General features: G+C 67.2%; 19 protein-coding genes and 1 tRNA gene. 11 read left to right on the top strand and 9 right to left on the bottom strand.

All coding sequences use genetic code 11. The features are described from left to right. The first annotated feature begins 64 nt into the window (after positions 1-64). Positions 65-967 (top strand): LysR family transcriptional regulator, encoded by a 903-nt coding sequence (locus tag DIE06_RS21255; protein ID WP_124663036.1) that lies wholly within the window; start codon positions 65-67, stop codon positions 965-967. A 29-nt stretch (positions 968-996) separates the two neighbouring features. Here DIE06_RS21255 and DIE06_RS38375 read toward each other — a convergent pair whose 3' ends face one another. The 4 genes from DIE06_RS38375 to DIE06_RS21240 all read right to left on the bottom strand — a co-directional run bounded on the left by DIE06_RS38375 (position 997) and on the right by DIE06_RS21240 (position 3,660). Beyond that, positions 997-1,164 (bottom strand): hypothetical protein, encoded by a 168-nt coding sequence (locus tag DIE06_RS38375; protein ID WP_185646491.1) that lies wholly within the window; start codon positions 1,162-1,164, stop codon positions 997-999. Between the two features lie 152 nt (positions 1,165-1,316). Further along, positions 1,317-1,401: transfer RNA gene (locus tag DIE06_RS21250), tRNA-Leu, on the bottom strand. 95 nt (positions 1,402-1,496) lie between these two features. After that, on the bottom strand, positions 1,497-2,654 hold the full coding sequence (locus DIE06_RS21245; RefSeq protein ID WP_124663035.1) for an ABC transporter substrate-binding protein: 1,158 nt from the start codon (positions 2,652-2,654) through the stop codon (positions 1,497-1,499). A gap of 64 nt (positions 2,655-2,718) precedes the next feature. Further along, complete coding sequence (locus DIE06_RS21240) at positions 2,719-3,660, bottom strand: CysB family HTH-type transcriptional regulator (RefSeq protein WP_009689198.1); 942 nt, start codon at positions 3,658-3,660, stop codon at positions 2,719-2,721. Between the two features lie 216 nt (positions 3,661-3,876). Here DIE06_RS21240 and DIE06_RS21235 point away from each other — a divergent pair, with 216 nt between their 5' ends. The 6 genes from DIE06_RS21235 to cobA all read left to right on the top strand — a co-directional run bounded on the left by DIE06_RS21235 (position 3,877) and on the right by cobA (position 10,068). Then, positions 3,877-5,556: a nitrite/sulfite reductase gene (locus DIE06_RS21235; RefSeq protein WP_124663034.1), complete on the top strand. Its 1,680-nt coding sequence runs from the start codon at positions 3,877-3,879 to the stop codon at positions 5,554-5,556. A gap of 25 nt (positions 5,557-5,581) precedes the next feature. Next, positions 5,582-6,124 carry a DUF934 domain-containing protein gene (locus tag DIE06_RS21230; protein ID WP_124663033.1) on the top strand — a complete coding sequence of 181 codons (543 nt, stop codon included), beginning with the start codon at positions 5,582-5,584 and terminating at the stop codon, positions 6,122-6,124. Then, positions 6,121-6,864 carry a phosphoadenylyl-sulfate reductase gene (locus DIE06_RS21225; RefSeq protein ID WP_124663032.1) on the top strand — a complete coding sequence of 248 codons (744 nt, stop codon included), beginning with the start codon at positions 6,121-6,123 and terminating at the stop codon, positions 6,862-6,864. Before DIE06_RS21230 ends, DIE06_RS21225 begins: the two co-directional genes overlap by 4 nt. 75 nt (positions 6,865-6,939) lie before the next feature. Further along, positions 6,940-7,902: a sulfate adenylyltransferase subunit CysD gene (gene cysD / locus DIE06_RS21220; RefSeq protein ID WP_124663031.1), complete on the top strand. Its 963-nt coding sequence runs from the start codon at positions 6,940-6,942 to the stop codon at positions 7,900-7,902. Between the two features lie 22 nt (positions 7,903-7,924). Then, complete coding sequence (locus DIE06_RS21215) at positions 7,925-9,241, top strand: sulfate adenylyltransferase subunit 1 (protein ID WP_124663030.1); 1,317 nt, start codon at positions 7,925-7,927, stop codon at positions 9,239-9,241. Positions 9,242-9,318: 77 nt separating this feature from the next. Then, positions 9,319-10,068, top strand: coding sequence for a uroporphyrinogen-III C-methyltransferase (cobA, locus tag DIE06_RS21210; RefSeq protein WP_124663029.1), 750 nt, complete (start codon positions 9,319-9,321; stop codon positions 10,066-10,068). Positions 10,069-10,186: 118 nt separating this feature from the next. Here the strand turns inward: cobA and DIE06_RS21205 are convergent, their stop codons facing one another. Genes DIE06_RS21205 through lptF form a run of 3 tightly spaced genes read right to left on the bottom strand, consistent with a single transcriptional unit; the run spans position 10,187 to position 12,839 of the window. Next, positions 10,187-10,570, bottom strand: coding sequence for a sirohydrochlorin chelatase (locus DIE06_RS21205; RefSeq protein WP_124663028.1), 384 nt, complete (start codon positions 10,568-10,570; stop codon positions 10,187-10,189). 25 nt (positions 10,571-10,595) lie between these two features. Further along, positions 10,596-11,744 carry an LPS export ABC transporter permease LptG gene (gene lptG / locus DIE06_RS21200; protein ID WP_124663027.1) on the bottom strand — a complete coding sequence of 383 codons (1,149 nt, stop codon included), beginning with the start codon at positions 11,742-11,744 and terminating at the stop codon, positions 10,596-10,598. A 3-nt stretch (positions 11,745-11,747) separates the two neighbouring features. Beyond that, a complete protein-coding gene (gene lptF / locus DIE06_RS21195; protein ID WP_124663026.1) occupies positions 11,748-12,839 on the bottom strand; it encodes an LPS export ABC transporter permease LptF in 1,092 nt (363 codons plus the stop codon). 122 nt (positions 12,840-12,961) lie between these two features. Between lptF and DIE06_RS21190 the strand changes: the two genes are divergently transcribed. Genes DIE06_RS21190 through DIE06_RS21180 form a run of 3 tightly spaced genes read left to right on the top strand, consistent with a single transcriptional unit; the run spans position 12,962 to position 15,693 of the window. Further along, on the top strand, positions 12,962-14,473 hold the full coding sequence (locus tag DIE06_RS21190) for a leucyl aminopeptidase (protein WP_124663025.1): 1,512 nt from the start codon (positions 12,962-12,964) through the stop codon (positions 14,471-14,473). Between the two features lie 34 nt (positions 14,474-14,507). Then, on the top strand, positions 14,508-14,924 hold the full coding sequence (locus DIE06_RS21185) for a DNA polymerase III subunit chi (protein WP_059603821.1): 417 nt from the start codon (positions 14,508-14,510) through the stop codon (positions 14,922-14,924). Positions 14,925-14,949: 25 nt separating this feature from the next. Further along, on the top strand, positions 14,950-15,693 hold the full coding sequence (locus DIE06_RS21180; protein WP_124663024.1) for a DUF2486 family protein: 744 nt from the start codon (positions 14,950-14,952) through the stop codon (positions 15,691-15,693). A gap of 144 nt (positions 15,694-15,837) precedes the next feature. On the opposite strand, the gene DIE06_RS21175 is transcribed toward DIE06_RS21180, so the two are convergent. Together DIE06_RS21175 and ilvD are read right to left on the bottom strand one after the other, a co-directional pair. Further along, positions 15,838-16,167: a c-type cytochrome gene (locus DIE06_RS21175; protein WP_124663023.1), complete on the bottom strand. Its 330-nt coding sequence runs from the start codon at positions 16,165-16,167 to the stop codon at positions 15,838-15,840. A 124-nt stretch (positions 16,168-16,291) separates the two neighbouring features. Then, positions 16,292-17,965 (bottom strand): dihydroxy-acid dehydratase, encoded by a 1,674-nt coding sequence (gene ilvD, locus DIE06_RS21170; protein ID WP_124663022.1) that lies wholly within the window; start codon positions 17,963-17,965, stop codon positions 16,292-16,294. A 135-nt stretch (positions 17,966-18,100) separates the two neighbouring features. Between ilvD and DIE06_RS21165 the strand changes: the two genes are divergently transcribed. Further along, positions 18,101-19,018, top strand: a complete 918-nt coding sequence (locus DIE06_RS21165) for a LysR substrate-binding domain-containing protein (protein WP_124663021.1) — start codon at positions 18,101-18,103, stop codon at positions 19,016-19,018. Positions 19,019-19,060: the final 42 nt, after the last annotated feature.

Below are 19,060 nucleotides of genomic sequence, written 5' to 3'. Positions count from 1 at the left end.
GGCTTCCTCGATAAATAAAAATAATGAATAATGATCAGATCAAGAATGACCGAAAGTATGTCTAATGGCATTTGACAGCAGGCTCCTGAGCGGTATCGGCGTGCTTTCGGCGGTGATCGAGGCAGGCACCTTCGCGCGCGCGGGCGAGGCGATGGGGCTGACGCAGCCGGCCGTGAGCCGCGCCGTTGCTCGGCTGGAGGAGCGCGTCGGCATCCGGATCTTCAACCGGACGGCGCGCGCGATCACGTTGACCGACGAAGGGCGGCGCTTCTACGAGGCGGTCGCGCCGCTGCTGGCCGGCATCGAGGAGGCGGCGGTCGACGCCGGCCGGTCGACGGCGCGCGTCAGGGGGCGGCTGCGGGTGAATGTGGATGGCACGTTCGGCCACTACGTGCTGGCGCCCCGGATGGCGGAATTCCTCGACCGCTTCCCCGAACTCGCTGTCGAAATCAGCGTGCGCGACCGGATGGGCGATCTCGTCGCCGACGGGTTCGACGTGGCCGTGCGCTTCGGCATTCCGGAGCCGTCGTCGTACCGTGCGCGGCTGCTGCTCGAGACGCGCGTGCTGACCTGCGCGTCGGCGGCCTATGTCGCGCGTCATGGCGAACCGCGGCACCCTCGGGATCTCGCGGACGGTCACTGTTGCGTGCTGATCCGCGATCCCGTGACCGGACGGCCGTACGAATGGGAATTTCACCGCGGCAACGAGGTCGTGCCGGTCGACGCCGCCGGCAGGCTGACGGTCAACGACACGGGCGGCCTGCTCGGCGCCTGCCTCGGCGGCGTCGGCATTGCGCAACTGCTGGAACTCTATGCGCGGGATATCCTCGCCGACGGGCGGCTGGTCCTGCTGCTGCCGGAATGGACGGACGAGACTTTCCCGCTTTATGCGTATCACCACGCGTCGAACCTCGTCGCCGCGAAGGTGAGGGTGTTTCTCGACTTCGTCCGCGAGTTGATGGCCTGAGCCGTGACGAGCGGCACGCCGCGGCCGGATCACTCGGTGCGGTGCGGAATGTTGTCCGGGAACGGGTAGGGCGCGTGCGGCCCCGGCCACTCGGGCACGGGCGGCTCGCGCAGCAGGTCGCATCCGCCCAGCGTGATCGACAGCAGCGCGGCAAGCACGCCGCGACAAATCCGGCTTGAAATGACGCGCGTGGACATGGGCCGCCTCCGTGCTTGCGTGTCCTGATGCTTGGACCACCCGGGGGAGGTGCGCGTTGCGGTGTGCCCGGCGCGCTGCAAAAACAAAAAAACCGCGAAGCGGCGAGCTTGCGCGGGTTTCGACAGGCGCAGCGCATGACGCTGCGAAATACTGGTGCCCAGGGCCGGAATCGAACCGGCACGCCTTGCGGCGGGGGATTTTGAGTCCCCTGCGTCTACCAATTTCACCACCTGGGCTTTGATCGTGGCCGCGCATGCGATTGTGCGCGGCGAAACGCGAATTATGGCGGAAAACGGGGCACCGGGCAAGCTGTCCGGCGACCGCTCGTGCTTTATTGGCTCAGGTAGACGAACTGGCCGTGCTTCACGATCCCCATCACGCTCGCGCGCTGATCGAGCCCCACGTGATCCTTGTCGCTGGTGTTGACGACGCCGTTCGGCACGACGAGCTCGTGCGCGCGTTCGAGTTCGCGCCGCAGCGCCGCGCGGAAGGCCGGCGTACCGGGCTGCGCGGCCTTGAGCGCGCGGCCGACCGCGTCGGCGAGGCGCGGGTACACGCCCGCCGCGTCGCCCGCGAACTGCGTGACGGTGCCGGCGCCGTATCGCGCTTCATACGCATTGCCGAACGCGAGCGCGGCCTTGCGGGCCGGATGGTCGGCGGGCAGCGTGCGCGCGACGACGACCGGCTGGGTCGGGAACAGCGTTCCGTCGACGTCCTTGCCGCCGAGCTTGATGAATTCCGGCGTTGCGATCCCGTGCGTCTGGTAGATCGCGCCCTTGTAGCCGCGCTCGATCAGCGTGCGCTGCGGCAGCACGGCCGGCGTGCCCGAGCCCGCGATCAGGATCGCGTCGGGTTTCGCCGCGATCAGCTTCAGCGCCTGGCCGGTGACGCTCGCGTCGGTGCGGTTGAAGCGCTCCGTCGCGATCACGCGGATCTTGCGGACGTCCGCGAAGCGCGTGAATTCATTCAGCCAGCTGTCGCCATAGCTGTCCGCGAAGCCGATGAAGCCGACCGTCTTCACGCCGTGGTTCGCCATGTAGCGCGTCATCACGTCGGCCATCGCGCTGTCGCTCTGCGCCATCTTGAATGCCCAGGTCCGCGCGCCTTCCTGCGGCTCGACGATCGCGCCGGAGCCGACCAGCGTGATCATCGGCGTCTGGGCGGCCGCCACCGCGTCGAGCGCCGCGAGCGCGGCCGGCGTGATGTTCGGCCCGACCACGACGTCGACGTGGTCCTCGTCGACCAGCTTGCGGATGTTGCGCACGGCGGCGCCCGGGTCGGACGCGTCGTCGAGGATCGTCACCTGCACCGGCTGCCCGGCGATCGTCTTCGGCCACATCAGGATCGCGTTCTTGCTGGTGATGCCGATCACGGCGGCCGGGCCGGTCGACGACAGGTCGACGCCGACCTTCAGGTCGGCATGCGCGGCCGCGCAGGCGAGCACGAGGGCGGCGCCGGCGGCGCGGCGCAACAGGGCGGGAAGCGTCATGCGGGAATCTCCGTCGGGCAACAAAAAGGGGCGCGATATGCGCCCCTGTATTTATACCGGTCCGTCAAAGCTCGTACGATTCGGATTCGCCCTTGAGCGCCTGCTCGATCAGCTTGCGGTTCAGTGTCGGCGACAGCAACTCGACGAGCGTATACACATAGCTGCGCAGGTAGGCGCCCTGCTTGAGCGCGACGCGCGTCACGTTGCTGCCGAACAGGTGGCCGACCGGAATCAGCCGCAGGTTGCGGTCGCGCTCCGGGTTGAATGCGATGTCCGCCATGATCCCGACGCCAAGCCCGAGCTCGACGTAGGTCTTGATCACGTCTGCATCGATCGCCTCGAGCACGATGTCCGGCGACAGCCCGCGCAGCGCGAACGCATGGTTGATCTTCTTGCGGCCCGCGAACGCGTCGTCGTACGTGATCAGCGGGTACTGCGCGAGATCGTCCAGCGTGACCGGCTTGCGTTCGAGCAGCGGATGGTCGGCGGGCACCACGGCCGCGTGATGCCACTGGAAGCAGGGCAGCGACACGAGTTCCTTGTAGTCGGCGATCGCCTCGGTCGCGATCGCGAGATCGGCCTGGTCGTGGATCACCATCTCGGCGACCTGCGTCGGGCTGCCCTGCAGGATCGACAGGTGCACCTTCGGGAAGCGCTTCTTGAACTCGGCGATCGCGGCCGGCAGCGAGTAGCGGGCCTGCGTGTGGGTGGCGGCGATCGTCAGGTTGCCCTGATCCTGCGCCGCATAATCTTTTCCGACCCTTTTAAGGCTTTCAACTTCCTGGAGGATCCGCTCGACCGATGCGAGGATGATCCTGCCCGGCTCGGTGAGCGAGCGTACGCGCTTGCCGTGCCGCGTGAAGATCTCCACGCCGAGCTCGTCCTCGAGCTCGATGATCGCCTTCGATACCCCCGGTTGCGACGTGTAGAGCGCCTTCGCGGCCTCGGTGAGGTTGAAATTCTGCCGGACGGCCTCGCGCACGAAGCGAAATTGGTGCAGGTTCATTTATAACCCTTCCGCATATCAACAGAATTTTTTAGTCGTTTGAAATATAAGGCGAGTTTATTACGATTCACCGGAGTTTTTCAAATATGGATATCTGTTTTCGTCATTAGCAATCCAGCCGGGCAGCGGAAGGCCGGCGGTGGCGGCGGAACGGAGATTCGGGCGCGACGTGGCTAGGACGTCGCGCGGTCACCACGAAAACCCTGGGGTCCCCGAATGTATCAGTACGACCAATACGACCAGACGATCGTCGACGAGCGTGTCGCGCAGTACCGCGATCAGGTGCGCCGCCGGCTGTCGGGCGAGTTGAGCGAAGAGGAGTTCCGTCCGCTGCGCCTGCAGAACGGCCTCTACATGCAGCGCCACGCGTACATGCACCGCATCGCGATTCCGTACGGCAACCTGCGCAGCGACCAGCTCCGGATGCTGGCGCGCATCGCCCGCGAGCACGACCGCGGCTACGGCCACTTCTCGACCCGCTCGAACATCCAGTTCAACTGGATCGAGCTGGAAGACACGCCCGAGATCCTCGCGAAGCTCGCGTCGGTGCAGATGCACGGCATCCAGACGTCGGGCAACTGCATCCGCAACATCACGGCCGACCAGTTCGCGGGCGTCGCCCAGGACGAAGAGATCGATCCGCGTCCGTGGTCGGAAATCCTGCGTCAGTGGTCGACGTTCCATCCCGAATTCGCGTGGCTGCCGCGCAAGTTCAAGATCGCGGTGTCGGGCTCGAAGGACGACCGCGCGGCCGTGCAGATCCACGACCTCGGCGTGTACCTGAAGAAGAACGCGCAGGGCGAAGTGGTCGCGAGCATCCTCGCGGGCGGCGGCCTCGGCCGTACGCCGATCATCGGTGCGGTGATCAAGGAAGACCTGCCGTGGCAGCACCTGCTCACCTACTGCGAAGCCGTGCTGCGCGTGTACAACCGCTACGGCCGCCGCGACAACCTGTACAAGGCGCGTATCAAGATCCTCGTGAAGGCGCTGTCGCCCGCGAAGTTCGCGCAGCAGGTCGAGGAAGAGTGGCAGCACCTGAAGGACGGCCCGTCGACGCTCACGCAGGCGGAAGTCGATCGCGTGTCGCAGTACTTCCAGCCGCCCGTCTACGAGAAGCTGGCCGACACCGACGCATCGTTCGAACAGAACCTGCTCGAGAACAAGGCGTTCGCGCGCTGGGTCGAGCGTAACGTCGCGCCGCACAAGGTGGCAGGCTATGCAGCCGTCACGCTGTCGCTGAAGGATCACCGCGTTGCGCCGGGCGATGCGACCGACCAGCAGATGGAGCTGGTGGCCGACTGGGCCGACGCGTACTCGTTCGGCGAGCTGCGCGTGTCGCACGAGCAGAACCTGATTCTCGCGAACGTGAAGAAGCGCGACCTGTTCGCGGTGTGGGAAAAGGCGAAGGCAGCCGGTTTCGCGACGCCGAACATCGGCCTCCTGACCGACATCATCGCGTGCCCGGGCGGCGACTTCTGCTCGCTCGCGAACGCGAAGTCGATCCCGATCGCGCTGGCGATCCAGCAGCGTTTCGACGATCTCGACTACGTGTACGACCTCGGCGACCTGTCGCTGAACATTTCCGGTTGCATGAACTCGTGCGGTCACCACCACGTCGGCAACATCGGCATCCTCGGCGTCGACAAGGACGGCGCGGAGTGGTACCAGGTGTCGCTCGGCGGCGAGCAGGGCACGGGCCACAACGGTGCGCGCCTCGGCCGCGTGATCGGGCCGTCGTTCTCGGCGGAAGAAGTGCCCGACGTGATCGCGAAGCTGATCGACACGTTCGTCGAATCGCGCGTGGACGGCGAGCGCTTCGTCGACACGTACGACCGCATCGGCATCGCGCCGTTCAAGGAGCGCGTGTATGCGTCGCGCCAGGCAGTGAACGCGTAACCAACCGGGTAGAGGGAATTAGCAGATGGCTTCGATTATCAAGAACCGCGCAGTGATCGACGATGCATGGCAGGTCGTGCGCGCGGCGGAAGACGGCGCACTGCCCGCGGTCGACGCGTTGCCGGCCGGCAAGGTGCTGGTGCCGTTCGTGTTGTGGCAGGCCGAGCGCGCCGCGCTCGTCGCCGCGAAGACGAAGGACGAGCTCGGCGTGTGGCTCGCACCGGACAGCGAGCCGGCCGATCTCGTGGCCGACTTCGGTGCGATCTCGCTGATCGCCGTCGATTTCCCGCGCTTCGCGGACGGCCGCGGCTACAGCATCGCGCGCCTGCTGCGCGAGCGCCACGGCTGGACCGGCGAGCTGCGCGCGATCGGCGACGTGCTGCGCGACCAGCTGCTGTACATGTCGCGTTGCGGCTTCGACGCGTTCGCGGTGCGTGCCGACAAGGACATCCACGACGCGCTGAACGCGTTCGGCGAATTCACGCAGCGTTACCAGGGCGCGTTCGACGAGCCGGCGCCGCTGTTCCGCCGCCGCGACGCCGCGGCCGACGCCAAGGTGAGCGCATGAGCACCGCGACCGCACTGACGCCGGAACTGGCCGCGAAGGTCGAGCGCCTCGACGCGCTGCTCGCGCAGATCGGCGCGCGCCACGAGAAGGTGAAGTTCGCGAGCAGTCTCGCCGCGGAAGACATGCTGCTCACGCATGCGATCCTGTCGAAGGGCGTGTCGATCGGCATCTTCTCGCTGAACACCGGCCGCCTGCACGCGGAAACGCTGGGCATGATCGATCGCGTGCGCGAGCGCTACGGCTACGAGATCGAGCAGTTTCACCCGCGGCAGGACGCGGTCGACCAGTACGTCGCCGAGCACGGCCTTAATGCGTTCTACGAAAGCGTCGAGCTGCGCAAGTCGTGCTGCCACATCCGCAAGGTCGAGCCGCTGAACCGCGCGCTGGCCGACGTCGGCGCGTGGGTCACGGGCCAGCGCCGCGAGCAGTCGGTCACGCGTGCGGAGCTGCACGAGGCAGAACAGGACGAAGCGCGCGGGATCGCGAAGTACAACCCGCTCGCCGACTGGACGGAAGCCGACGTGTGGGCGTACCTTAAGGCGTTCGACGTGCCGGTCAACCCGCTGCACGCGCGCGGCTACCCGAGCATCGGCTGCGAGCCCTGCACGCGCGCGATCCGCCCCGGCGAGGACAGCCGGGCGGGCCGTTGGTGGTGGGAGTCGCGCGACACGAAGGAATGCGGGCTGCACATCACGATCACGCCGATTCCCGCAGCTGCCGACGCCGGCGCCGCGCACTGAAAGCCGACAAGAAACCGAATCTTGCGCCGCCTGCGACAGCGGGCGGCACGAACCCAGAAGAGAAGGACTGAAATCATGAGCACGACGCTCGAGCAATCCGCCTTTGCCCCGCCCACCGGTGCCGACGACCGCATGGGCCACCTCGACTGGCTTGAAGCCGAGTCGATCCACATCCTGCGCGAACTCGTTGCCGAGTGCAGCAAGCCGGCGCTGTTGTTCTCGGGCGGCAAGGACTCGGTCGTCGTGCTGCACCTCGCGCTGAAGGCGTTCGGCCTCGGCGCGAACCGCAAGACGACGCTGCCGTTCCCGCTCGTGCACATCGACACGGGCCACAACTACGAGGAAGTGATCGACTTCCGCGACCGCCGTGCGCAAGAGCTCGGCGCCGAGCTGGTGGTCGGCCACGTCGAGGATTCGATCAAGCGCGGCACGGTCGTGCTGCGCCGCGAGACCGATTCGCGCAACGCCGCGCAGGCCGTCACGCTGCTCGAGACGATCGAGCAGCACGGCTACACGGCGCTGATCGGCGGCGCGCGCCGCGACGAAGAGAAGGCGCGTGCGAAGGAACGCATCTTCTCGTTCCGCGACGAATTCGGCCAGTGGGATCCGAAGGCGCAGCGCCCGGAACTGTGGAGCCTGTACAACGCACGCCTGCACAAGGGCGAGCACCTGCGCGTGTTCCCGATCTCGAACTGGACCGAACTCGACGTATGGCAGTACATCGCGCGCGAGAACCTCGAACTGCCGTCGATCTACTACGCGCACCAGCGCGAGATCGTGCGCCGCAACGGGCTGCTCGTGCCGGTCACGCCGCTCACGCCGATGCGTGACGGCGAGACGAGCGAACTCGCGCAGGTGCGCTTCCGCACGGTCGGCGACATCAGCTGCACGTGCCCGGTCGCGAGCGATGCGGACGACGTCGAGAAGATCATCGCCGAGACGGCGGTGACCGAGATCACCGAACGCGGCGCGACCCGGATGGACGACCAGGCATCCGAAGCCGCGATGGAACAGCGCAAGAAGCAAGGTTATTTCTGAAGCACACGAGGACATTCACATCATGAGCATCATCGAGAACAACGAAGACCTCGGCGTGTTGCGCTTCATCACCGCGGGCAGCGTCGACGACGGCAAGAGCACGCTGATCGGCCGCCTGCTGTACGACAGCAAGGCCGTGCTGTCCGACCAGCTGTCCGCGCTGTCGCGCGCGAAGAACAAGCGCACGGTCGGCGACGAGATCGACCTCGCGCTGCTGACGGACGGGCTCGAGGCCGAGCGCGAGCAGGGCATCACGATCGACGTCGCCTACCGCTATTTCGCGACCGCGAAGCGCAAGTTCATCATCGCCGACACGCCGGGGCACGAACAGTACACGCGCAACATGGTGACGGGCGCATCGACCGCGCATGCGGCGATCATCCTGGTCGACGCGACGCGCGTGACGATCGAGAACGGCGTCGCGGAACTGCTGCCGCAAACGAAGCGCCACAGCGCGATCGTGAAGCTGCTCGCGCTGCAGCACGTGATCGTCGCGATCAACAAGATGGACCTCGTCGACTACAGCGAAGCACGCTTCAACGAGATCCGCGACGCGTACGTCGCGCTCGCGAAGCAGCTCGGCCTGAAAGACGTGCGTTTCGTGCCGGTGTCGGCGCTGAAGGGCGACAACATCGTCGGCGCGAGCGAGCGCATGCCGTGGTACGCGGGCGAGCCGCTGCTCGACGTGCTCGAATCGCTGCCGGTCGAGACGCAGGCGCATGACGCGCTGCGCTTCCCGGTGCAATGGGTCGCACGTCAGGACGGCAGCTCGGCGGACGATTTCCGCGGCTACATGGGCCGGATCGAATCGGGCGAGGTGAAGGTCGGCGACGCAATCGTCGTGCTGCCGTCGAACCGCACCGCGACGATCGCCGAGATCGTCGCACCGGTGCCGGGCGGCACCGCGTCCGTCGCGCACGCGTTCGCGGGCCAGACGGTGACGATTCGTCTCGAGGAGGATGTCGACGTGTCGCGCGGCGACATGTTCGTCACGACCGCCGAGCCGGTCGAGCCGGCGAAGAAGCTCGAGGCCGACCTGTGCTGGTTCGACGAGACACCGCTGTCGCCGCAGCGCAAGTACCTGCTGAAGCAGACCACGAGCACGGTGTTCGCGAAGATCGGCGCGGTCAAGGAAGTGCTCGACGTGCATACGCTGTCGCACGCGACCGACCGCCAGGAACTGAAGATGAACGACATCGGCCGCGTCGCGCTGACGCTGCAGAAGCCGATCGTCTGCGACACCTACGACGCGCACCCGGGTACCGGCGCGTTCGTGCTGATCGACGAGGCGACGCACCACACGGTCGCCGCCGGCATGATTCGGGCGTTCTCGGCGTAACCGGCATTCAGCGCCGCCCTCGTGGCGGCGCGAGGCCGGCCGCCGTCCGCACGAGCAGGACAAGCGAAGCGACAAACATGGGCAAGGTGTATCTGATCGGAGCAGGGCCGGGCGCCGCGGACCTCATCACGGTGCGTGGCGCGCGGCTGCTCGAGCAAGCCGACGTCGTGCTGCACGACGCGCTCGTCGAGCCGGCGATGCTCGACTACGCGCCGAACGCGCGGAAGATCGCGGTCGGCAAGCGCTGCGGGCAGCGTTCGACCGCGCAGCACTTCATCAACAAGCAGATCGTCGACGCGGCGCGCGAGCATGCGTGCGTCGTGCGCCTGAAGGGCGGCGACCCGATGCTGTTCGGTCGCGCCGAAGAGGAAATGCGCGCGCTCGAGGCGGCCGGCATCGACTACGAGGTCGTGCCGGGCATCACCGCGGCGCTGGCCGGCGCGGCGACGCTGAAGCGCTCGCTGACGTTGCGTGGCGTAGCGCGCAGCGTCGCGTTCGCGACGCACAGCCGCGCACCGGGCAGCGACGAGATTCGCGAGGCCGCGCGTGCCGATTCGATCGTCTACTACATGGGCCGCGACAGCGCGCCGGGCATCGCGCAGGAACTGATCGACGCGGGCCGTGCGCCCGCGACGCCGGTGGCGATCGTCGAGGCCTGCAGCACGGCGCGCGAGCGCACGCTGACGCTGACGCTCGCGCAGATGGCGGCGGGTGGTGCGCAGGCGTGGCTCGATCCGGTGGAGCCGAGCCTGTTGATGATCGGCGATGCGTTCGCCGAACGCGCGCAGCTCGTGAAAGAGGGCGATACGTTGCGCAGTGCCGCTTGAGTCTCGGTAGCGGTTCTGGCGGCAAGAGAGGCGTCGATTGCCGTCGGTCCGCGGGCCAAATGAAAAGCGCCGGCTTCTTCCGAAGCCGGCGCTTTTTTGTTCGGGGCTGCGGATTCGCTTACGCGTCGCGGCTGACCTGATCGATGCAGTAGCGCGCGATTGCATCGAGCACGCCGTCGTCTTCCCCGACGGCCGTCGCACAACGGATCTCGATACCCGGATGCGCGGCGCGGCACGCGTCGACGAGTTGCGGCAGGTCGCGACGGACATGGCCGCCCTGGCCGAAGAACACGGGCACCACGGTGATGCGCGTGCAGCCGGCCGCGACCTGTGCGGCGACGGCCGTATCGAGCGACGGCGTCATCAGTTCGAGAAACGCGAGCGACACGTGCGGGGCAGGGGAGCCGACCCCGCGCAGCCGCGCGGCGAGCCGCTCGAACGGCTCGGCCCAGCGCGGATCGCGTGCGCCGTGGCCGAACAGGACAATGCCGTGCGAACTCATGTCGAAGCCTCCGTCGTGACGGCGCTCAGTGTCGGTCGACCCATTTGAGCGCGAACAGGCCGAGCGCGAGATAGATGAGGCCCGGCGTCGCCGCGGTCAGCGGCGCGGGCCACGTGTTCAGCGTGCCGATGTGCGAGAACAGCGTGTTGAGCAGCTGGAAGCTCATGCCGAGCATGATGCCGCCGAACACCTTCACGCCGACCACGCCGGCACGCGTGTGCAGGTACGCGAACGGCAGCGACAGCACGAGCATCACGAACACCGCGAACGGGTAGAGCAGCTTGCGCCACAGCGCGATGTCGTAGCGCTGCGTGTCCTGCTGGTTCTCGCGCAAGTGCTGGATGTAGCGGAACAGGTTGATGAGCGACATCCGTTCCGGCGACACGAGCAGCACCGACAGGATCTGCGGCGTCAGGTCCGAGCGCAGCCGGTATTCGGGCAGCGTCACCTGCTGCGACCGGTACACGGGGTTCAGCGCGTCGGCCGGTGCGCCGCTGATCGGCTTGATCGGCGTCAGTTCGGTTTCCGTGACACCCGTGAGCAGCCAGTGGCCGGGCGGCTCGTAGCGGCCCGTCTGTGCAATCCGCACATTCTGCAGCTGGAATGTCGAGTCGAACTCGTAGATGCGCACGTTGCTGATCGTCGAGTCGGGCGACAGGCTGCCGACGTTGACGAAGCGCGTGACCTGATCGCCGTTCTCGCGGGCCGCGAGCGTGTCCTTCACCCACACGCCCGACTGGAAGTTCGACGACACCGACGCGCCGAGCGCCTGCAGCCGCACGCGTTCGGACAGCTGGTCGGCGTACGGGCCGACGAACTCGCCGATCAGGTAGGTGAGGATCACGAGCGGAATGCCGATCTTCAGCAGCGAGCGCAGCGCCTGGTTGGTCGCGAGGCCCGACACGCGGAAGATCGTGAATTCCGAGTTCGCGGCCATCTGCGCGAACACGTAGATCGCACTGATCAGCGCGGCGACCGGGATGATCTCGTAGAAGCGCGACGGCGCTTGCAGCGCGACGCGCAGCACCGCGTAGCCGAACTTGTAGTTGCCATGCCCGACCGAGTTCAGTTCGCTGATCAGGTCGAAGAAGAAGAACAGGCCCGAGAACGCGAACAGGATGAAGACGAACGTGACGTAGATCTGCCGCGCGAAGTATTTTTCATAGAGCCGCATCGATCATGCTCCCGAGCGGCCGAACAGCGCGCGTGTAAACAGCGGACGATTGCGCACGCGCAACCAGAAGATGAATGCGACGATCACCGCGACGACCAGGTGCAGGCCGACGAGGCCGACGCCGAACGACATCTTGCCCTGCTCGATCTGCGCCTGCACGACGTTCAGCAGGTTCGAGTACGTCAGGTAGATCAGCACGGCCATCACGAGGTTGATCGTGCGGCTGCGGCGCGGGTTCTGGTACGACAGCGGAATGCCGAGCACCATCAGGTTGATCGCGATCAGCGGCAGCCCCGCGCGCCACGCGAATTCCGCGAGGTTGTCGCGCGTCGGGTTGCGCAGCAGCTCCGGTGTCGGCGTGCTGTTGGTGGTCGGCACGTTGGTGACCGGGGTGCTCGTGATCTTCACGCCGTAGCGCTGGAACTCCATGATCTTGAAGTTCGGCTGGCCGGGCGTGCCGTCGTAGCGGCGGCCGTCTTCCAGTACGACGAAGCGATCGCCGTCCCGGGTTTCGGTATGGCCCGTGTGCGACACGACGACGTTGACCTTGCCGTTCTCGGTCGACGTGACGAACACGTTCTGCACCTTGCTCTGGTCCGGCGACATCTTCTCGATGAAGAACACGCGATGGTTCGACGCCGATTCGCGGAACTGGCCCGGCGCGAGCAGCGAGATCTCGTCGCGCTGCTGGAAGCGCGCCTTGATCATCTTGCTCTGCTGGTTCGACCACGGCCAGCCGACGAACGCGAAGAACGCGATCAGCAGGACGATCGGCGTGGCGAACACGCCGATCGGCTTGATCAGGCGCGTGAGGCTCACGCCGGATGCCAGCCAGACCACCATTTCGGAGTCCCGGTACCACCGGGTCAGCACGAACAGGATCGACACGAACAGCGTGACGACGAGCATCACGGCGAGATAGCCGATCACGGTCAGGCCGATCAGCACGAGCACGTCTCGCGGATCGATTTCACCGGACGCGGCATAGCCGACGATGCGGATCATCATCGTCGTGAGCATGATCGTGAGCAGCACCATGAACACGGCGCCAGCCGTATACGCAAGCTCGCGCTGGAGGGAGCGTTCGAAGATCATTCTTGATGAGAAGAGGGCGGGAGGCTGCGCACGCGTGGTGGAGCGCTCGCGCCGCCACGGGAAAAATAGCGGATAATTGCGGCTTTCATCCTTAGCCCAGATTTTATCCGAGGACAAGCGCGATGGACTTTAGCATAAAAGGCTGTGATTGGAGCAAAGGCGAGGCCAAGGGGTTCCTGACCGGGAAGTCCGACTGCATCGTGCTCGGCATCTTCGAGGCGCAGACCCTCTCGGGTGCGGCGCTCGACATCGACACGGCCACCAAGGGACTGATCTCGCGCGTGGTGAAGGCTGGCGACATGGACGGCAAGCGCGGCAAGACGCTGTTCCTGCACGAAGTATCGGGCATCGGCGCGTCGCGCGTGCTGCTCGTCGGCCTCGGCAAGCAGGATGCTTTCAATCAGAAAGCCTACAGCGACGCCGTGACCGCCGCGTGGCGCGCGCTGCTGGCGACCAAGGTCGTCCAGGTCACGTTCTCGCTCGCGCAGCTGCCGGTCGACGAGCGCGGCTCCGACTGGGGCGTGCGTGCGGCAATTCTCGCGCTGCGCAACGAGACCTACCGCTTCACGCAGATGAAGAGCAAGCCGGAGCCGGCGTCGCACACGCTCAAGCGCGTCGTGTTCAGCGTCGATCCGGCCGATGAAAAGGCGGCGAGGCTGGCGATCAAGCAGGCCGTCGCGCTGGCGAACGGGATGGACCTCACGCGTGACCTGGGCAACCTGCCCGGCAACGTGTGCACGCCGACCTATCTCGGCAACACCGCGAAGAAGATCGCGAAGGATTGGGGTCTGAAGGCCGAGGTGCTCGGCCTGAAGCAGATCCAGGCGCTCAAGATGGGTTCGTTCCTGTCGGTCGCGCGCGCGTCCGTCGAGCCGCCGCAGTTCATCGTGCTGCACTACCAGGGCGCCGCCGCGAAGGCCGCGCCGGTCGTGCTGGTCGGCAAGGGCATCACGTTCGACACGGGCGGCATCTCGCTGAAGCCGGGCGAGGGCATGGACGAGATGAAGTACGACATGTGCGGTGCGGGTTCGGTGCTCGGCACGATGCGTGCGGTCGCCGAAATGGGCCTGAAGATCAACGTCGTCGCGATCGTGCCGACCTGCGAGAACATGCCGGGCGGCAACGCGACGAAGCCGGGCGACATCGTCACCAGCATGAAGGGGCTGACGATCGAGGTGCTCAACACCGACGCCGAGGGGCGCCTGATCCTGTGCGATGCGCTCACTTATGCGGAGCGCTTCAAGCCGGCCGCCGTGATCGATGTGGCGACGCTGACGGGCGCGTGCGTGATCGCGCTCGGCGCCCACAACAGCGGCCTGTTCTCGAAGGACGACGCACTCGCGGGCGAACTGCTCGACGCATCGCGCGAAGCGAACGATCCGGCGTGGCGCATGCCGCTCGACGACGAGTACCAGGATCAGCTGAAGTCGAATTTCGCGGACATCGCGAACATCGGCGGGCGTCCGGCCGGTGCGGTGACGGCGGCCTGCTTCCTGTCGCGCTTCACGGAAAGCTATCCGTGGGCGCACCTGGACATCGCCGGCACCGCGTGGAAGGGCGGCTCGGCGAAGGGCGCGACCGGCCGTCCGGTGCCGCTGCTCGCGCAGTTCCTGATCGACCGCGCCGGCCAGTGATGGCAGGTCTCCCGACGATGCGGGTACGCGGGCAATGACGCGAATCGATTTCCATTCGAACGTCGGCGATTCGCTCGCGTACGCATGCCGGCTGCTGCGCAAGGCCTACCAGGCCGGGCAGCCGGTCGTCGTGCTCGCGGAACCCGCGCGCCTGCGCGCACTCGACGAGCAGCTGTGGACGTTCTCGCCGCTCGATTTCATCCCGCACTGCGGCGTCGACAGCGCGCACGCGGCCGGCACGCCGATCGTGCTGACCGCCGATCTCGACCAGGCGCCGCATCACCATGTGCTGCTGAACCTGGGCGCGGCCGTGCCCGCGCAGTTCGCCCGCTTCGAGCGCCTGCTCGAGGTGGTCGGCAATGCGCCGGACGAACTGGCCGCGGGCCGCGACCGCTACCGCTTCTACCGCGATCGCGGATACGCGCTGAACAACTACAAGCAGGGCAGCTAGCCGAAACCGTCGACGGAGCATTCCCGTGACACAAGCCGAATCCTCTTCGATCCCGACGCTGACCGACGTGCTGGTGCCGGGCAAGCCGGTGCCGGCGCGTTCGTCCGCGGCCGATGCGCCGCCGCATGACGATGCCGCCGTGCCGGTGCTGACCGACGTGGTCGCGCCGGGCCATCCGGCCATGGCATCAGCCCCATCGGAACCCACGGGAACCGACCCCGAATCCGTGGTGGTCGAGCCGGTGCCGACGCCGGAGGTTCCGAGCGTCGAACTGCCGGCCGACAGCGATGCGCCGGCCGAACCCGGTGCCGCCGGGCACGTCGTCGCCGAAGAGTCGGTTGCGACGCAGGCGCCGCTGCGCTCCGCGCTGGCCGCGGACGACGCGCGGCAGGCCGGCGTTGCCGCGACGCCGCGCGACGCCGGCGCAGCGATGCTGTCTCCCGTTGTTGCACCGGCTGCCGGTGGGCTGGCTACCGATCATCTCGCCGGCGCATCGCATCCGGACGTGCATGCGGCCGCCGGACTGACGGCGGAGGACACGCAGCATATCGCCGAGCGTTTGCGCAATCGGCTGACGAATTATCTGATCGGGGAAGGGCGCGAGGCCATCGAGGCACGCTGTCGCGACGCGCTGCACGACCATACTGCCTGGTTCGTCGGCCAGATCACGCGCGAAGTGGCGCTGGCGCTCGAAACGGAAATGATGGAGTGGGTTCGCGACGCGGTCGACGCAGAGATCGCCCGCCGCCGGACCGGTCATTCAGGCTGAGCGCGCGGTCGTTGCGTCCGCAGGAACCGCGGGCGCGGCTCCGGTCATCATCGCTGACGAACGCCGCCCGGTTGCAACGACGACAAGCGTGGAACGGTGCCCGACGCAATGCGCAGCGCGCGTGCACGCGTGCCGTCATCCGCTTCAGTGCAGCGACAGCACCCACTGCGCGAGCGTGTGCGCTTCGACGCTCGTCAGTTGCGTATTGGCGGGCATCGGCACGCTGCCCCACACCCCGACGCTGCCCTTCACGATCGATTGCGCGAGGTAGTCGGCCGCGTCGGCGCGCGCCGCATACTTGCCGGCGATGTCGTGGAACGACGGGCCCATCAGCGGCTTGCTGACCGCATGGCAGGCCACGCAGTTCTTGCGCTGCGCGAGCACGAGCCCGTCGCCGGCCTGGTCGGCGTGTGCCGCCGCCGTGCTGCCGGTCAGCAGCGCCACGAGCAGTGCGCGCAATATCGTCTGTTTCATGCGGTTCTCCGCCGGCGGGACGGCCAGCTTCACGGTCCGCGCATTATAAGAGCAAAGGGGAAGCGCGTTTTGCGCGTTTCCCCGGCGGCCGCCGGCAATGGGGTCGCATGCCCCGCGCGGCGCGTCAGCCGGTGACGGCACCCTGGTTCGCCGGGCGGGCGAGGGCCGCATACTTGGCGAGCACGCCGCGCGTGTAGCGCGGCGCCGGCTGCTTCCATGCGGCGCGGCGGCGCGCGAGCTCCGCATCGTCGACGTTCAACTGCAGCACCAGCCGGTGCGCATCGATCGTGATCGAGTCGCCTTCCTGCACGAGCGCGATCGTGCCGCCGACGAATGCCTCGGGTGCGACGTGGCCGACCACCATTCCCCAGGTGCCGCCCGAGAAGCGGCCGTCCGTGATGAAGCCGACCGATTCGCCGAGCCCCTTGCCGATGATCGCCGACGTCGGCGCGAGCATCTCCGGCATGCCGGGGCCGCCCTGCGGGCCGAGATAGCGCAGCACCAGCACGTCGCCGGCGCGGATCCGGTCGCCGAGGATCGCATCCATCGCGCTTTGCTCGTCGTCGAACACGCGCGCCGGGCCCGTGATCACCGGGTTCTTCAGGCCGGTGATCTTCGCGACCGCGCCGTCTTCCGCGAGGTTGCCCTTCAGGATCGCGAGATGGCCTGCCTTGTACAGCGCGCGATCGATCGGGAAGATCACCTTCTGGTCCGCGCGCGGCACGCCCGGCACGTCCTTCAGCTCCTCGGCAATCGTGCGGCCGGTGATCGTCATGCAGTCGCCGTGCAGCAGCCCCGCATCGAGCAGGATCCGCAGCACCTGCGGGATGCCGCCGGCCTGGTGCAGGTCGGTCGCGACATACTGGCCCGACGGTTTCAGGTCGCAGATCACCGGCACGCGCTTGCGGATGCGCTCGAAGTCGTCGATCGTCCAGTCGACCTCGGCCGCGTGCGCAATCGCGAGATAGTGCAGCACCGCGTTGGTCGAGCCGCCGGTCGCCATGATCAGCGACACCGCATTCTCGATCGATGCCTTGGTGATGATGTCGCGCGGCTTCAGGTCGCGCTTCACGGCCTCGACCAGCACGCGCGCCGATTCGGCGGCCGAATCGACCTTCTCCTGATCGGGGTTCGCCATCGTCGACGAGTACATCAGCGACATGCCGAGCGCCTCGAACGACGAGCTCATCGTGTTCGCCGTGTACATCCCGCCACACGACCCCGACGTCGGGCACGCGTTCTGCTCGACGCCCTCGAAATCCTCCTGTGACATCCGGCCCGCGGTGAACTCGCCGACCGCCTCGAACGACGACACGATCGTCAGGTCGCGGCCCTTCCAGTGGCCGGGGCGGATCGTGCCGCCGTACACGTAGATGCCCGGCACGTTCAGGCGCGCGAGCGCGATCATCCCGCCCGGCATGTTCTTGTCGCAGCCGCCGACCACTACCACGCCGTCCATCCACTGGCCCTGTACGCAGGTCTCGATGCAGTCGGCGATCACCTCGCGCGACACCAGCGAGTACTTCATCCCCTCGGTGCCCATCGACATGCCGTCCGAGATCGTCGGCGTGCCGAAGATCTGCGGGTTCGCATCCGCCGCCTTCACCGCCGCGACGGCCGCGTCCGACAGCCGCTGCAGGCCGGAGTTGCAGGGTGTGATCGTCGAATGACCGTTCGCGATGCCGATCATCGGCTTGTCGAAATCGTCCTTCTGGTAGCCGAGGGCGTAATACATCGAGCGGTTCGGCGAACGGGCCACGCCTTGCGTGATGTGCTTCGAGCGACGGTTGTACGGCATGGGGGACTCCATCGTTGTATTGGCGACGCCCGCGAACGGCGTGCCGGTTCGGATCCATCAAGAATGGCGTTTCCGATTTGGGATGTCCAATATATTATTTGTCGCTTATTAAGTCGTTTTGCGAATGAGTAAGGGATGGCCGACCCGACACCCGACCTGCGCCAGTGGCGCTATTTCGTGACCGTTGCCGACGAGCGCCATTTCGGCCGCGCGGCCGAGCGCCTGTCGATGACGCAGCCGCCGCTGTCGCAGGCGATCCGGGCGCTCGAGGACGCGCTCGGTGTCGCGCTGTTCGCGCGGACCAAGCGCTCGGTCGCGCTGACGGCGGTGGGCGCGGCGCTGCTGCCCGACGTACGCCGGCTGCTCGCGTCGGCCGATGCGCTAGCGCCGCTCGCGCGGCGCCTCGCGCGCGGCGAAGCCGGTTCGCTGTCGCTCGCGTTCGTGTCGACCGCCGATTACGGGCTGCTGCCGTCGTTGCTGCGCGCGTTCGGCGCGCGCTATCCGCAGGTGCGGCTGCAACTCACGGAGGCGACGAGCGACGTGCAGATCGACGAACTCGTCGCGGGCCGCATCGATGCGGGGCTCGTGATTCCGCCGGTGCCGCCGCGCCACGCGGCCGGGTTGTCGTACCTGCCGGTCGTGCGCGAGCCGCTGGTGGTCGCGATGCCGGCGGACGCGGCGCCTGGCGTGCCCGAAGGCGAACCCGTGCATCTGGCCGATCTGGCTGCGCTGCCGCTCGTGATCTTCCCGCGTCGTTTGGCGCCCGGCTTTTATGACATCATTACGGGCTGCTACGGCGCGGCGGGGGAAACCCCGCGCATCGGCCAGGAGGCGATCCAGATGCAGACGATCGTCAGCCTCGTGTCGGCCGGCATGGGCGTCGCACTGGTGCCGCAGTCGTTGCGTAACCTGCGGCGCACCGGTGTGGTCTACCGGCCGCTCGCCGGCGACGCGCCGGTCGTCGAGACGGGCCTCGTGTGGCGCACGGGCGATGTCAGCCCCGTGCTCGCCGGCTTCATCGATGTCGTGCGCGCGCAGGGGTTCGCCACGTGATGCGAACGATGGCGCGCCGGCGCCGTCCAATGCGCGGTGCGA

This window comes from Burkholderia sp. Bp8998 (assembly GCF_003854235.1).
Classification (GTDB): domain Bacteria; phylum Pseudomonadota; class Gammaproteobacteria; order Burkholderiales; family Burkholderiaceae; genus Burkholderia.
This window is presented reverse-complemented; position numbering and strand designations above follow the sequence as displayed.